We start from the raw sequence: 14249 nt of genomic DNA on the forward strand, positions 1-14249 counted from the left end.
GAGGGAGTGACGGGATGCGGACCACTTTTACGTCTGTTTTGTTTTCTATAGTTTTAACGGCGCCTTTGGCGATGGCTCAGTCTGGTAAAGACGAGCTGGATTCTTTTAAGAAAGCTCTCGAACAATTTAAAGCTAATAAATACGAGCAGGCGATCCCTGCATTCCAAACGATTGCACAAAACAAAACGGAAATGCAGGAGTATGCGCGTTATTATTTGGCGCAGTCCTATATGAAAACTTCCAAGTTGGACGAGGCTTATAAAGAGCTTGAAGCGATTCAATCCCTTTCCCCGAATGTGAAGATGACCATCGACGTGCAAAGCATGATGGGGCAGATCGATCTTGAAAAAAAGAATTTCAAAGGTGCTGCCACGGTTTTCACTAAACTTGAAAAGCGCACTCGCAATACCGAGTCTTATCCTGAAATCATCTATAATCTGGCAGCGGCCGAGCAGGGCTTGGGTAAGCGCGCGCAGATGTGTAAGTGGTTAGTGCGCCTTTATGAAAAGCATCCAGCCTACTCCAAAGTTGCTGACTGGGGAGTGGATCTTGCTGCCAACAAATTTGAAGGCAAGGAAACCGCTTGTGCGACCAGCACTGAAGACTTCCGTACCCGCGTTAGATATCTTTTGTTTGCCGGTCTTGATTCCCGTGCTCAGGCTGAAATCAACACGATGAAATCCAATCTTGCAAAAGTGGACAAGTATCTTGCAGATAAATTGCAAGTTCAGTTCTACATGCAGGAAGGGGAGCTGGGTAAAGCAGTTGATTTGCTTAAACCCTACTACGAGGAAAAGAAACGCGATTTCGATTACCTGATTCTTTTCGCTTCCGCATCCGCTCGCGCAGGTGAAGTGCAATTGGCTGTCGGTTCTTACTATTCAGCTTATAAATTAAGTCCGCGTTCTAAAACCGGTCGTCAGGCTTTGTACCAATCCGCTTTCTTAAGCTATCAGTTCCAGGATTACGATGGGGCCGCTCGCAGATTCCAGGAGTTCATGAAACTGTATCCGACGTCTGGTTTGACGAAAGATGCAAAGTGGCACATGGCTTGGCTAAAGTATCTTAAAGGCGACTACATGGGCGCTTACAAAGCATTCTCTGAAATGCAAAGTGAAAAGAGCCGTAACAAGCGCGCCTGGAAATCATTCCCAAATGACCGTGTCAGTTATTGGATGGCGATGAGTTTGTATCGCCAGGGTAAAATGACTGAAGCGCGTAACAAGATGGCGACTTTGGCTAAAGATCCTTTGATGGGTTACTACTCTATCGCAGCTCAGGAACGTCTGAAGAAAATGGAAGTTCTGCCTCTGCAAAAATTGGCGACGACGAATCTGCCGATCACTCCGCGCATGATTTCGCGCTTTTCAGCAGGGGAGTTTTTGACTCCGAATGCTGATGACGTGACTTATCGTGGTGATGAATCTGAATCCGAAGAAAACCTGATGATCACGCAGTACTCGACGGATGATGAAAAAGAAAGCGACGAGGAAGCGGCGGTCGAGGAAAATCCTGACACGAAGGCTGTCGAAGTAGCCCAAGACGATGCAGCTCCGGCTGAAGGTGAAGTGGCTGAAGGCGGCGACAAAAACGTATTTAACAGTCCGGTCCTGATGAAGCGTTTTGAGCGCGCCCGTGATTTGATGATCATTGGTGAAAACGAATGGGCTCGCTGGGATCTTTATGACATCGAAAGAAAAACCCGCAACCGCGAGCACTTGAAAACTTTGATGTCCGAGTACTCGACTGCAGGTCACTTCAATCGTTCCTCTTATATTGCGCAAGTGACCTTCGGAACGACTCGTGCTTCCCAAGGTGTCGATGGTGGCCGTGCGATGTGGGAGCTGGCTTATCCGCGTGCGTATTCTGACTCTGTAGACAAGTACACTAAGAAATTCACAGTTCCGACGGAGCTTGTCTGGGGTATCATGAGAGCGGAGAGTTCTTACCGTCGTGATGCAATTTCACCGGTGGGTGCTTTGGGTTTGATGCAGGTGATGCCATTTACGGGTTACAAAGTAGCGACAATGGTTGGCGCGAAAGATTTCAAGCCGACTCAATTGCTTGAGCCAGACACGGCTGTGCAAATTGGTTCCCGTTACTTGAAACGTCTGATGGATCGCTTTGATAACACGATTCCATTGGTGGCAGCGGGCTACAATGCGGGACCTCACCGCGTGAAAAACTGGCTGGTGTCTTTTGGTACTTTGGAAACGGATGAGTTCATTGAGCACATTCCTTTCCTGGAAACGCGCAACTATGTTAAACGTGTGGTTTCGAATGCCTACGTTTACAGTAAGTTGTACGGCAACAATAAGGATCTTTTCCCATACCTATCCGAAGCAGTGCCAGTTAAGGTCAATGCGGAGCTAGTAGGTAAGGAAAACTGGGACGACATTTAGTTTTTAGTCCAAGAGAGCAGCATTGAATAACAACTGGGTGCGTTTTTTATTTAAGAAAGCTTTTGAAATTATTGCGTCACTGGCGGTGCTGGTGGCGCTTTGTTTTTTATTGCTTAAAGCATTGCCTGGTGGACCTTTTGATGAGGAGGCGGCTTTACACCCGACGGTGAAGGCGGCGTTGATTTCCCAATGGGGCTTGCAAGAATCTTCTCTGGTGCAAAGTGGAAAGTATCTGGTTTCGTTGTTACAAGGTGACTTGGGTGTTTCGATGGCTCGCCCGAATCAGACAGTGACGTCGATTATTTCAAACGGTTTTGCGAATACTTTAAGTTTGAATTTAGTGGCTTTGATTATCGTTATTGCCGGTGCTTTTATTTTAGCTCTGACTTCGCAGCGCTACCGCGGTGGTTACTTTGAAAAAACAGTCGATCAATTCATGATCACGTTTATTTCTTTACCCAGCCTGTTCTGGGGTCCTCTCTTGATTTATTTCTTTGGTTTTTATTTTAATCTTTTGCCCACGGCATTTTTAACCGAGCCCAAGAATTACATTCTGCCGGTTCTGACTTTGTGTGTGCGCCCGATGGCGATTCTGGTGCGTTTGCTGAAAACTTCTTTAAAATCCAATTACGAATTGGATTACGTTCGCACTGCCAAGGCCAAAGGTGTTGAAGAGTGGCAGGTGCTTATGCATCACGTGCTTCGCAATTCCCTGATTCCTTTTTTAAGTTTTCTGGGGCCTTTGTTGGTCGGCTTGCTTTCAGGATCATTCTTAGTCGAAATGCTTTTCGCGATTCCAGGTTTGGGAAGTCAGTTTATCATCGCTTTGGGTGATCGCGATTACACTTTGATCGTAGGGCTGACTCTATTTTATGGCGCTTTGCTGATAGTCGTAAACTCACTGATCGACATCTTAATGCGTACTGTGGATCCAAGAATTCGGGAGGAAGTGTGAAACGTCCTTCCGTGATTCTGGCCATTGCATTTTTAAGCTTCCTGCTGCTGGCGGTTTTCCTGGGGCCGATATTCTTTACTCAGGGTTATGAACAAAACGTTGAACAGATTTTGCTATCTCCCTCATGGTCGCACCTGTTTGGCACGGACTCTTTGGGACGGGATCTTTTCGCGCGAGTTCTTTTAGGTGCACGTGTTTCGTTGACTGTTGGAGTAGTGTGCGCGGCTTTAACATTTTTGATTGGTCTGGTATATGGCGCCATCGCCGGCTGGTGTGAAGGCATCACAGATCGGGTGATGATGCGCTTTTGTGATATCATCATGGCGATTCCAAGTTTTATTTTAGTGGCAGTATTGTGTTTAAGCGTTCAGGTGATCTTACCAATTCAAGATCCGCAGTGGGCAGCACTGGTGGGATTGTGTGTGGGGATTTCCTTCACTCATTGGATCAACATTGCCCGGGTCACGCGGGGAATGGTCATTGAAACCAAGCGCAAACCTTTTGTGGAGTCCGCCATCTCTATCGGCGGCAACAGCGCCCACATCATCGCTCGTCATATCCTGCCGAATATTGTCAGCTCATTGTTGGTGTTGGTTGCGATGCAAATCCCAACCAATATTTTATACGAAAGCTTCATGAGCTTTATTGGCATCGGCGTTCATCCACCGTACACCAGCTGGGGAATCCTGGTCAGCGAAGGCTGGAAAACTCTTTCAAGTTTCCCGCACCTGATCCTTTTCCCAAGCCTAGTCCTATTCCTGACAGTGTGGAGCTTCCACATCCTGATAGACTACGCCCGCGAACACAAAACCCGCCCCGAATAAACGCACCGCGTTCCCCAAAGGCGCCAGCCACCCTTTGGCCATACGCCTTTCGCAAATGTATCAATCGAGTACAAAGATGGCAGTTTGCACACCCGCTACGGTTGTACAAACTGACAATTTGTCCCCATGAAAATTAGAATTTATAAGTCACAGCCAGGTAGTGGCCGAAGCCGGATGTTTCGCCTGCGAAGCCGCCGGATTTAAACAACGCCATGTTTTGGTAGTACTTCAGGCCGTAGCCGACAGCGTACTGTTTGGAGTGCCAGTAGATACCATTGAACCATTCCAATGACCATGAGGTGCGGTCTACGTCGTCAGCGATTTTATTCGCGCCGAATTTGTAGTCCAGGTAACCCTGCCATGTGATGAAGGATTTGTTTTCAAATTCCACAAACGGTTTAAACCAGTTCGTCGTCAGGATGTAACCATTCCATTCACCTTCATCATCGGCGCCATAATTTTCACGCACGTGACGAGCCATCAGGTTCGCACCCAATTTTCCCAACCAAGGAATTTGAATATCCGTTCCTAGACCGATGTATTCTTCAAACAAAGCGCGGTCGCCGACATTAAACAGGGTGGCGATGTACCATTCCTGAACCGGACCTGCATTCAGATCGTGACCAGTCATGTAGTCCAAGGAAAAACGCGGAGCAAATTTAAAGAAGAAGTTATCATCTTGAGTTGCTGACAAAGAAGTATCGCCATGGCGATCACTGTTCGGTGAATTGAAAACATCAAAAATATCGATGTAACCATAAAGATCCAGAATTCCAGAGCGTCCACCGAATTCCATTTCGAAATAAGTGTCCTGCTGATTTTCAAAAGGGATCTTGTTGTCGATGGATTGCATGATGTTGAACTGGAACCATTTGTAGTCGCCTTTGTGGATGTCTCCATCAGTGGCTTTCGCTGCGAACGCAGCAGGGGACAAGGCAAGAACGATCAACAACGTACTAAAAACTTTTTGAAACATTATTCCTCACTAACAATTGTAAAGGGGCCCGGAAAAAACAAAGGGTCCCTTGCGGAACCCTTTAAAAAATTAAACGTTGAAACGGAAGAATAAAACGTCGCCGTCTTTCACGACGTACTCTTTACCTTCCACGCGGTATTTACCCGCATCCTTAACCGCTTGCTCGGACTTGTAAGTGAACAAGTCTTCGCAGTGGTAAGTTTCCGCACGGATGAAACCTTTTTCGAAATCCGTATGGATCACACCCGCTGCTTGTGGAGCTTTCGTATTGGCACGAATCGTCCAGGCGCGAACTTCTTTTTCACCCGCTGTGAAGTAAGTTTGCAGACCCAACAAAGTGTAAGCTTCGCGGATCAAACGGTTTAAGCCTGGCTCTTCAGAACCAAGGGCTGCCAGGAAGTCTGCGCGATCTTCTGGTGGCAACAAAGCGATTTCAGCTTCCATCGCTGAACAGATCAGGATGGTTTTGTTATTCTCTTCAGCAGCACGCTTTTCAACCGCTTTGGTCCAATCGTTGCCGCCTGCTGCGAAGTCAGCATCGTTTACGTTCATCGCGTAAAGAACTGGTTTTGCAGTCAGGAAGTGCATGTCTTTCATCATCAAGGCTTCTTGCTCGTCCAATTCAACAGAACGTGCAGGCAAGCCTTTGCCCAAAGCTTCAACTGCTTTTTTGGCAACTTCATATTCCAATTTGATTTTCTTATCAGTGCCAGTCTTCGCTGTTTTTTCGCGGGACTTCATACGCTTTTCAGCGGAATCAAGATCGGCCAGCATCAACTCAGTGTTGATGATTTCGATATCACGAAGTGGATCCACAGAGCCGGCAACGTGGATGATATTTGGGTCGTCAAAACAACGAACCACGTGCACGATCGCATCAGTTGCACGGATGTGGGATAGGAATTGATTTCCCAAACCCTCGCCCTGAGAAGCACCTTTTACGATACCGGCGATATCCACGAATTCCATAGTTGTTGGAATCACTTTTTGTGGCTTGATGAATGTTGTGATTTTATCCATACGAGGATCTGGAACTGTCACCACGCCCACGTTGGGATCGATAGTACAGAAAGGGTAGTTGGCAGCCTCAGCCTTAGCTGAAGTTAACGCATTAAAAAGCGTACTTTTACCAACGTTCGGAAGACCGACGATACCGACCTGCAAAGCCATGAGGAACTCCTTGAAAAACCAAATTATAACACGGGGGAATGTAGCTTACCCGTTGAATTTTGTCGAAGCTTTTTGAATACCATCCAGAATGATACTCTCAATAGCGTCGATACCTTTGTTCAGGAAGTCGGGCATTTTATCGAACTCTTCCTTCGTAAATTTGCCCAGAACATAGTCCGCTACAGGATAGTTCGGATTCTCGGGACGGCCCACGCCCAATTTCAGACGGGCATAGTCCTGAGTGCCCATCAATTGCGAGATACTTTTGATTCCATTGTGACCGCCGTGCCCACGATTTTTATGAATCTTCATTTGATTGAAGGGCTGGTCGATGTCGTCATGAAGCACGATCAGATGGTCCAGAGGGATTTTATAATAGCCCATCAAAGGCTGCACCGACTCACCAGAAAGGTTCATATAAGTTTGAGGCTTGCAGAAGTATAGCGTGTGCCCCTGCCAGGAGGCCTGCGCCACTTCGGCCTTGAACTGATTTTTTATGGATGGATTGCCCAATCCCTGCATGAAGTAGTCGACAGCCATGAAGCCGATATTGTGGCGGGTGAGTTTGTACTCTCCACCCGGATTGCCCAGGCCGACGATAAGCCAAGATGACATAAATAACCTCGATCAAAATCAAAAAAAAAGGCGACTCGAGAAGAGCCGCCTTTTGTGTTTGCGATAGTTGTCTGCACTCCGAATTTATCGGAGTAAAACAAACTATTTTTTCGCAGCTGGTTTTGCAGCAGCTGGAGCAGCTTTCGCGCCCGCAGCAGGTGCAGCAGCAGCAGGAGCAGCGGCAGCAGCCGGAGCAGCAGCAGCTTCTTCTTCCTGAGCAGATACAACCGCGATAGTTGTGTCAGCAGCAGAGATCAATTTAGCAGAGCCAGTGATTTTCACGTCAGATGCGTGAAGAGCGTCGCCTACTGCCAAGTTAGAAACGTCAGCAGTGAAGAATTCAGGGATCTCAGTTGGAAGAACTTCGATCTCGATTTGACGGTTAACTACGTTCAACATACCGCCTTCAGACAAACCAACTGGTTTACCTTCAAGACGAACTTCAACGTTAACGCGAACTGCTTTTTTAAGATCAAGAGCGTAGAAATCAACGTGTTGTGGACGGCGAGTAACCGGGTGAACGTCTACTTTTTTAACAAGTACAACGATACCGTTTGCAGATTTCTCTGTAGATTTAAGATTGAAAAGAGCATTTTCGTAAGCACGAGTGTTGTACTTAACCATGTCTTTTTCAGAAACTGTTACGTTTACTGGAGAGATTGCGCCGTAGATAACTGCAGGAACTTGGCGGTTAACGCGCAATTCGCGGCTGTTACCTTTACCAGTTTGACGAGCTTCTACGTTTAGTTCGATTCTATTTTTCATAATGTCTTCCTTCTAGTCCGATAGAGGATTGGTTGTTTCGCTCTTTATGGGAGCATTTAAATTCAAATTCAGTTTTTAACTTGTCCGCCGTAGCCCAAAGGGCGAAGGAGGATTAATCAAATAAGCTGCTGACGGAATCGTTTCCGTGGATTCTCTTGATCGCTTCCGCCAAAACGGGAGCTACAGAAACCACTTCGATTTTTCCGCAGGCCTTAGCCGCTTCCGATAACGGAACGGTGTCGGTGACCCATACTTTTTCAATAGGGCTTTCCTTCAGGCGAGTGATCGCAGGACCCGATAAAACGGGGTGCGTTGCAACAGCGAACACACGTTTTGCCCCATTCTTGTAGAGACTGTCAACTGCTTGTGTAAGTGTTCCAGCCGTATCGATCATATCGTCGACGATCACGGCAGTTTTTCCAGTCACATCACCGATCAGGTGCAGCGCTTTAGCCTCATTAGGGCCGGAACGGCGTTTATCGATGATGGCCATGCTGGATTCGATTCTTTTCGCAAAAGCGCGGGTTCTTTCAACCCCTCCGGCGTCGGGACTCACCGCGACAAAGTCGCTGCCTACACCGTGAGCTTCACGCCAAGCGCGAGCCAAAGTCGGAATCGCAAACAAGTGATCCACAGGAACGTTAAAGAACCCCTGAATTTGGGCGGCATGCAAATCGACGCAAACCACGCGGTCCGCTCCCGCTGAGGTGATTAAATCTGCCATTAATTTCGCAGAGATAGGGGCGCGAGGTGCGACCTTTCTATCCTGGCGGGCATAGCCGAAATAAGGGATCACGGCTGTGATCGAAGCTGCGGAAGCCCGGCGAAGAGCATCCAGCATCACGAAAAGCTCCATGTAGCTTTGGTTCACCGGGGGGCAGGTGCTTTGAATGACAAAGACATTCTGTCCGCGAACACTTTCATGAATTTCGACTTGGATTTCCCCATCGGCAAAGGTGCTGACCTCGGAAAACCCGAGTTCAATTCCCGCGGCAGCGGCTACTTTTTTAGCCAGTTCGGGGTTGGAATTAGCGGTAAATAGTTTTAGGCCCTTCATCACTCGTAGTCTCCAGAGTTTACCCGGTATTTCACGGGGTAGGGTTGCGTTTGAAGGACACTAGCAAACGCCTTTGTCAGAGTAAAGTTAGGAAACCCTTTTTTCGCTTTCCAAGGGCCTATTATGCAATGCCCAACGACTGCTTTGGTGGAGCATCCACCTTGCCGTGGAGTGGTCAAAATATTGATAAGGAAACCTATGTAATTCTCGCATTTTGGCCGCGAATTAGCCCGGGGCGAGGGGTCTTTGGTCTACATTTGGTGTCGGAACACAAAACTTTCTCTAGAAAATGTCAAGAAGCGGTAAAAATAAGTCGTAGAGAGCATCAGTTATACCTTGGAGAGGGGAATCGATGAAAACATGGATCGCAAGCCTGCTTTGCGTTTCGATGACGAGCCTTTTAGTGTCATGTTCGTCAGGCGAAGACAGCAATGTGGCATCCCCTGGTGACGAGACTTCCCAGTCACCGCCTCCGACACCAAGTCCGTCACCGACGGTCACGCCCTCTCCCACAGTAACTCCTTCACCAACGGTGACACCATCACCGACCGGGGAGCCGGTACCTTCACCAGTTCCTTATCCGACAGTGGCGCCGTCGCCAATTCCAGAACCTACGGCAACGCCTTCGCCATCGCCTGAGCCTCAACCGACTGTGGTGCCTTCACCAGAGCCAACGGTTGCACCAACTCCGCAACCTACTGTGGCGCCATCACCGACGGCAGAGCCGACGCCGGCTCCTACGGCAACTCCGGAACCGACGGTCACACCTGCACCGACAGCGACGCCTTCACCAACCGTAGAGCCTTCTCCGGTTCCATCGCCGGAACCAAGCCCGTCACCGGAGCCGACTCCTTCTCCATCGCCGTCGCCAGAGCCGAGTCCGTCTCCAACTCCTACACCAACTCCGACTCCGACTCCGGTTGTGGGTTGCCCGGCTGGTTTTGAATTAGTGGCCGCGAATTCTTCTTTGGGTACTTCGGCAGTTTGTTTTGCGAAATTTGAAATGAAGCAGCTTAACGGCAGTGCCGTATCCGTTGCTTCAGGTAAACCATGGATTGCGAACAAGGCCACGGCTGCCGCAGCCTGCGCAAGTCTTGGCGTCAGATATCGCCTGCCGACGAATGCTGAATGGAATGCCACGGCTCTGGAAATTTATAACAAAAACGAAAACTGGAGTGGGGGAACGAAACTTTCCGGAACTCTTTATTCGGGATATTACTCCGGCTGGAGTGAACCCATCGCAGTAACGAACACGTCGAATCCTTACGACGGCACAGGTAAAAACAAAGGCGAAGAACGTCGTACCTTTGTTCTTGCAAGTGGTGCAGTGATTTGGGATTTCGGTGGCAATGCCTGGGAATGGGTGAGTGATACCATTTACGGAAACTCGTACTCGCCAGATCTTTCCTCGCCGTATGGTCGTAACTATCACAACAATAATTGGGATGTGAAACCCGGCTCAAAAGCGTTGCTTGATTTCACCGGCATGTCTGAAGTTCCAAAGCATGAAATATTCTTGGGGAACTTATTCGGCGGTAGTTCTGGAAAAGTCCTTCGCGGTGGAGCGAACTGTGTGAACAACAGGGGCACCGTTGGTATTTTCACTGCGAATATCGGAGACATCACAGGCAACGAAGTTCAAGCACCAGCATCCTGGGGAATCAGCGTTCAAAACGTCGGCTTCCGTTGCGTGGCGGCTCCTGGTCAGTACTGAAATTAAAAAATCCAGCGCGTTTTGGAATAAAAAAAGCCGATCTTGGGATCGGCTTTTTTTTTAATCGCTCTTACAGAGTCGAATTATATTTTTGCAAAAACTGTTTGATCGCTTGTGCGCGGTGCGAGTGCTGGGCTTTGTAACCGCTGCCAAGCTCTGCCAATGTTTGAGTTTGGCCTTCAGGGATGAACACCGGATCATAACCAAATCCATGCAGACCTGAAGGTTTGCTTGTGATCGTGCCTTTAAGCTCGCCTGTAAAGATCCATTCCTCACCAGTGGGTGTGTACACCACAGTCGTACAAACGAACTTGGCATTCTTGTTGGGCATTTGTTTGAACGTCATCATTTTCAAAAGCTTCGCGACGTTTTCGCTGTCTGAAGCTTTAGGGCCTGCGTAACGTGCGGAATGAATTCCTGGAAGGTTGTTTAAGCCTTCAACTTCAAGGCCTGCGTCCTCGCCCAGTACCCACGCTTGATTTTTAATCGCACGTAAAGTTTTTGCCTTGATGCGGGCATTATCCAAAAATGTTTTTCCATCCTCTGGGCGGGGAGTGAAGGAAGCAATTTCACCTTGGTGGTGAAGTTGCAAATCGACAACTTCATTTAGAAGAACGCGAAATTCAGAAAGTTTGCCTTTGTTTCCAGTCGCAATCCAAAGTTCCATTTATCAGACTCCTTTGAAATTAAACGCCAGCCAGGCGGTAAGTTTCACCAATGATCGCAGCCTGGTGAATGAACAGTTCACGGCAGCCTTTTTCAGCCACATCCATCATCTTGTTAAGTTGCTGGCGCGTGAAAGGTACATGTTCCGCAGTACCTTGAACTTCAACGAAAGTGCCTTTGTCAGTCATGACAAAGTTCATGTCAGTGCCAATCGCGCTGTCTTCGTCATAGTTCAAATCCAAAAGGATGTTATCATTGTGAAGGCCCACGCTGATCGCAGAAACGTAATTGATCAACGGATTCGCTTTGATTTCGCTCACAGCTGCAAGTTTTTTTAGGGCCAGCGCCAATGCCACGTACCCACCAGTTACAGAAGCGGTGCGCGTACCACCATCAGCATTCAAAACATCACAGTCGATGGTGATTTGTTTTTCACCCAACATTTTCAAATCCACAGCCGCGCGCAAAGAGCGACCAATCAGGCGGGAGATTTCTTGCGTGCGGCCGCTGTTTGCAGCCTTGTCGCGTTTAATACGAGTGTGAGTAGAGCGAGGCAACATGCCGTACTCTGCCGTAACCCAGCCAGCACCTGTGCCTGCCAACCATTGTGGCGCTTTGGATTCGTAGCTTGCTGTGCAAAGAACTTTGGTTTTTCCGAACTCAACCAGAGCAGAGCCTTCAGCGTATTCAGCAACGTTAGGTGTAATTTTAATATTTCTAAGTTGGTCAAACAGACGGCCGTCGCTGCGCATGAAAAGCTCCTAAATTGAGGGGATAAAAGAGCCCCTAATTTAAGTTCTTGGCAGAGGAGTTGTCCATCTTTTCTTTGTATGAGACGAGAGCGTTATAGATTTTATTGGCCAAGTCTTTTTGATAGTCCTTGCGTTGCAGGCGCTGAGCTTCGCGGGGATTGGAAATGAAGCCAATCTCAATTAAGACCGCAGGCATGGACGTTTTGGAAATCACGTAAAAGGGTGCTTGTTTAATGGTCGCCTGCATGGCGTTTTCGTCGTTTTCCCAGATGGTCGTTAAGGCCTTGGTTAAACGCAGGCTTGAGTTCATGCGGTTTTGTCTGCGCAGGTCTTCAACGATGGCCGCGATATCACCTTTTTTCGAAAGCTCATCTCCACCGGATAATGAATGCAATTCGCGGGCATTGGCGATGGCCTGATTTTCCTGATTGGCCAAAAACAACGCATCTTCATCAGCGGGCAGGTTGTTTTGAAAGAAAAATTCCACGCCGCGGGCTCTTTGATCAAGGGCTGCGTTGGCGTGCAGGCTTACGTACAAATCAGCATTGGCTTTTTCAGCCATTTTCACACGTTCAGGCAAGGAGATAGCGCGATCGTTATCCCGGGTCATAGTGACTTCAAAATGAGGGTCTTCATTCAGCAGAGTCTGAAGTTTACGAGCCACAGTCAAAACCAGATCGGCCTCTTTAATAGAATTATATACGGCTCCCTTATCGGTCCCACCGTGGCCGGGGTCCAAAACGATATGGAATGTAGCAAAAGCAGGGGATGCCCAGGCTCCAATGATTAGGGAACACAAATACTGTTTCAATCTGATAGAGGTCATTACTATAAGTAGAAATTCTTGAACATATTCTGTCGAGTCCAGTCGCCAAGAGGGGGCCGACAATTGTCGTTTTCCGTATAAATTCTCGACAGAGGTACCGTGTTGAACTCCATTTAAATGGAACTGAACATAATCTTGGTCTGGCACCCCGATTGCTCTAGTACTAAAGCAACCCCCCCTTGCGGCCAGGATCCTCCCCCCCCAATCCTGGTCGCTTTTTTTTTGCCAAAAATGCATATATCCTATTGCCTGTTAACAGCTTAAGGAGACATTCATGCATTTCAAGACATTGGGAATTCTTCTTGTTGCAGCTTTGATGACATCAACAGCGACAAGAGCACTGGCACAAGATAAACAAATTGAAGCAGAAGAAGCGATCGCTGATGCAGAAGGTGCAAAAGCCGAAGCTGCTGAAGCTAAGCGCCGTGCGGATGAAGAACGCAAAGCCCGTGATAAGGCTCGTTCGGATGCTCAATCAGCTATTAATAAAGCTCGCTCCGCTGAAGCAGATGCCAAAAGAGATCAGGCAAATGCAGAGCGCGACGTAGCTAAACTTAAAGCGGAAGCTGCAGGTTTTGATCGCGATCAAAAGAAAGCGGAAAAAGACCAGGCTGAAGCAACAGCTCGCAGTAAAACTGCTGCAAATCAAACAGAGAAAGCAAAAAAATCCCGCGACGAAGCGATGGATTTGAAAAAGAATGAAGAGAAAAAAGCGGCAGATATGATGTCTCAGGCGAAAGACCTTGAGAAGCAGGCTCAAGCTGCAACAGAAGCCGGCATGAAGGCTACTCGTGAGGCTGAAGCTGCAAAGTTGGAATCTGCTAAAGCCAACCAAAATCTTTCCAAAACAAAATTGTTGGTGGAAAAAGCGGTTGCTGAATCCAAGGCTCGCGATGCAAAAGCTAAATCCGAGATTGCTCGTGCTGATGCTGAGAAAGCCAAAGCTGAAGCAGAGATGACTCGTTTGAAAGCTCAGGAAGAACAAGCGAAGGCAACGATTGAAAAAACCGAAGCTGAGCTTAAGTCTGCAACAGAAGAGAACAAAAAATTGAGTTCTCAAGTTGAAGATGAGCGTAAGAAACTAAACGACATCAAAAAGGATGAAGCGAAAGTTGCTCAAACTGCTGCAAAAGCCAAGCAGGAACTTGAAAGCAATCGCATGAAGTACCGTCAGGAAGAGGCGAAAGCTTCCCAGGAACTGGCGCGTGCTAAGAAATCCATCGAAGACAACGAAGCAGCGGCAAAACACGCTGATGCAGAGTTGGAAAAGTACAAAGCCAGCGCTGAAAAAGCAAAAGCTGAGCTTGAACAGGTTCAAGCCCGCGTAGAAGACGCGAAAAACAAAGCGGAAGACGCAAAGATCCGCGCTGAAACTGCAAAAGCTCAGGCTGAAGCAGCTGAAGCTCAGTTGGAAGCGGCTAAGATCAGAGCGGGCAGTGCGGGTGTAGATACATCTGCTCCGGCTCCAGCGCCATCCAAGAAAAAGAAAAAGTAATTATGCTTTAAATCAGAAAATACAAACCCGGT

The 14249-nt window shown here is 47.9% G+C and carries 13 protein-coding genes; 5 read left to right on the plus strand and 8 right to left on the minus strand.

Annotation, left to right across the window (positions count from 1 at the left end):
- Positions 1–14 precede the first annotated feature (14 nt).
- Genes ACLWNV_RS05260 through ACLWNV_RS05270 form a run of 3 tightly spaced genes read left to right on the plus strand, consistent with a single transcriptional unit; the run spans position 15 to position 4181 of the window.
- On the plus strand, positions 15–2402 hold the full coding sequence (locus ACLWNV_RS05260) for a transglycosylase SLT domain-containing protein (protein WP_413586866.1): 2388 nt from the start codon (positions 15–17) through the stop codon (positions 2400–2402).
- A 22-nt stretch (positions 2403–2424) separates the two neighbouring features.
- Positions 2425–3357, plus strand: coding sequence for an ABC transporter permease (locus ACLWNV_RS05265; protein WP_413586867.1), 933 nt, complete (start codon positions 2425–2427; stop codon positions 3355–3357).
- On the plus strand, positions 3354–4181 hold the full coding sequence (locus tag ACLWNV_RS05270) for an ABC transporter permease (RefSeq protein ID WP_413586868.1): 828 nt from the start codon (positions 3354–3356) through the stop codon (positions 4179–4181). The genes ACLWNV_RS05265 and ACLWNV_RS05270 overlap by 4 nt, the downstream gene beginning before the upstream one ends.
- 133 nt (positions 4182–4314) lie before the next feature.
- On the opposite strand, the gene ACLWNV_RS05275 is transcribed toward ACLWNV_RS05270, so the two are convergent.
- The 5 genes from ACLWNV_RS05275 to ACLWNV_RS05295 form a co-directional block, all read right to left on the minus strand.
- Positions 4315–5157 (minus strand): outer membrane protein OmpK, encoded by an 843-nt coding sequence (locus tag ACLWNV_RS05275; RefSeq protein ID WP_413586869.1) that lies wholly within the window; start codon positions 5155–5157, stop codon positions 4315–4317.
- Between the two features lie 69 nt (positions 5158–5226).
- Positions 5227–6327, minus strand: a complete 1101-nt coding sequence (gene ychF / locus ACLWNV_RS05280) for a redox-regulated ATPase YchF (RefSeq protein ID WP_413586870.1) — start codon at positions 6325–6327, stop codon at positions 5227–5229.
- A 45-nt stretch (positions 6328–6372) separates the two neighbouring features.
- Entirely contained in the window at positions 6373–6942 is a 570-nt protein-coding gene (gene pth / locus ACLWNV_RS05285; RefSeq protein WP_413586871.1) for an aminoacyl-tRNA hydrolase, read from the minus strand.
- A gap of 102 nt (positions 6943–7044) precedes the next feature.
- The gene (locus tag ACLWNV_RS05290; RefSeq protein WP_413586872.1) at positions 7045–7707 is read right to left on the minus strand and encodes a 50S ribosomal protein L25; all 663 of its coding nucleotides are present in this window, start codon (positions 7705–7707) and stop codon (positions 7045–7047) included.
- A 112-nt stretch (positions 7708–7819) separates the two neighbouring features.
- A complete protein-coding gene (locus tag ACLWNV_RS05295) occupies positions 7820–8764 on the minus strand; it encodes a ribose-phosphate diphosphokinase (protein ID WP_413586873.1) in 945 nt (314 codons plus the stop codon).
- Positions 8765–9116: 352 nt separating this feature from the next.
- Here ACLWNV_RS05295 and ACLWNV_RS05300 point away from each other — a divergent pair, with 352 nt between their 5' ends.
- Entirely contained in the window at positions 9117–10478 is a 1362-nt protein-coding gene (locus ACLWNV_RS05300) for an SUMF1/EgtB/PvdO family nonheme iron enzyme (RefSeq protein ID WP_413586874.1), read from the plus strand.
- Between the two features lie 70 nt (positions 10479–10548).
- On the opposite strand, the gene rdgB is transcribed toward ACLWNV_RS05300, so the two are convergent.
- From rdgB to ACLWNV_RS05315, 3 genes are read right to left on the minus strand one after another with little or no spacing between them, the layout of a single operon-like run.
- On the minus strand, positions 10549–11145 hold the full coding sequence (gene rdgB / locus ACLWNV_RS05305) for an RdgB/HAM1 family non-canonical purine NTP pyrophosphatase (protein ID WP_413586875.1): 597 nt from the start codon (positions 11143–11145) through the stop codon (positions 10549–10551).
- 19 nt (positions 11146–11164) lie between these two features.
- Positions 11165–11896: a ribonuclease PH gene (rph, locus tag ACLWNV_RS05310; protein ID WP_413586876.1), complete on the minus strand. Its 732-nt coding sequence runs from the start codon at positions 11894–11896 to the stop codon at positions 11165–11167.
- Positions 11897–11930: 34 nt separating this feature from the next.
- A complete protein-coding gene (locus ACLWNV_RS05315) occupies positions 11931–12722 on the minus strand; it encodes an N-acetylmuramoyl-L-alanine amidase family protein (protein WP_413586877.1) in 792 nt (263 codons plus the stop codon).
- A gap of 274 nt (positions 12723–12996) precedes the next feature.
- Here ACLWNV_RS05315 and ACLWNV_RS05320 point away from each other — a divergent pair, with 274 nt between their 5' ends.
- Entirely contained in the window at positions 12997–14217 is a 1221-nt protein-coding gene (locus ACLWNV_RS05320; RefSeq protein ID WP_413586878.1) for a hypothetical protein, read from the plus strand.
- Positions 14218–14249 lie beyond the last annotated feature (32 nt).

This window comes from Bdellovibrio sp. HCB274 (assembly GCF_047306075.1).
GTDB lineage: Bacteria > Bdellovibrionota > Bdellovibrionia > Bdellovibrionales > Bdellovibrionaceae > Bdellovibrio.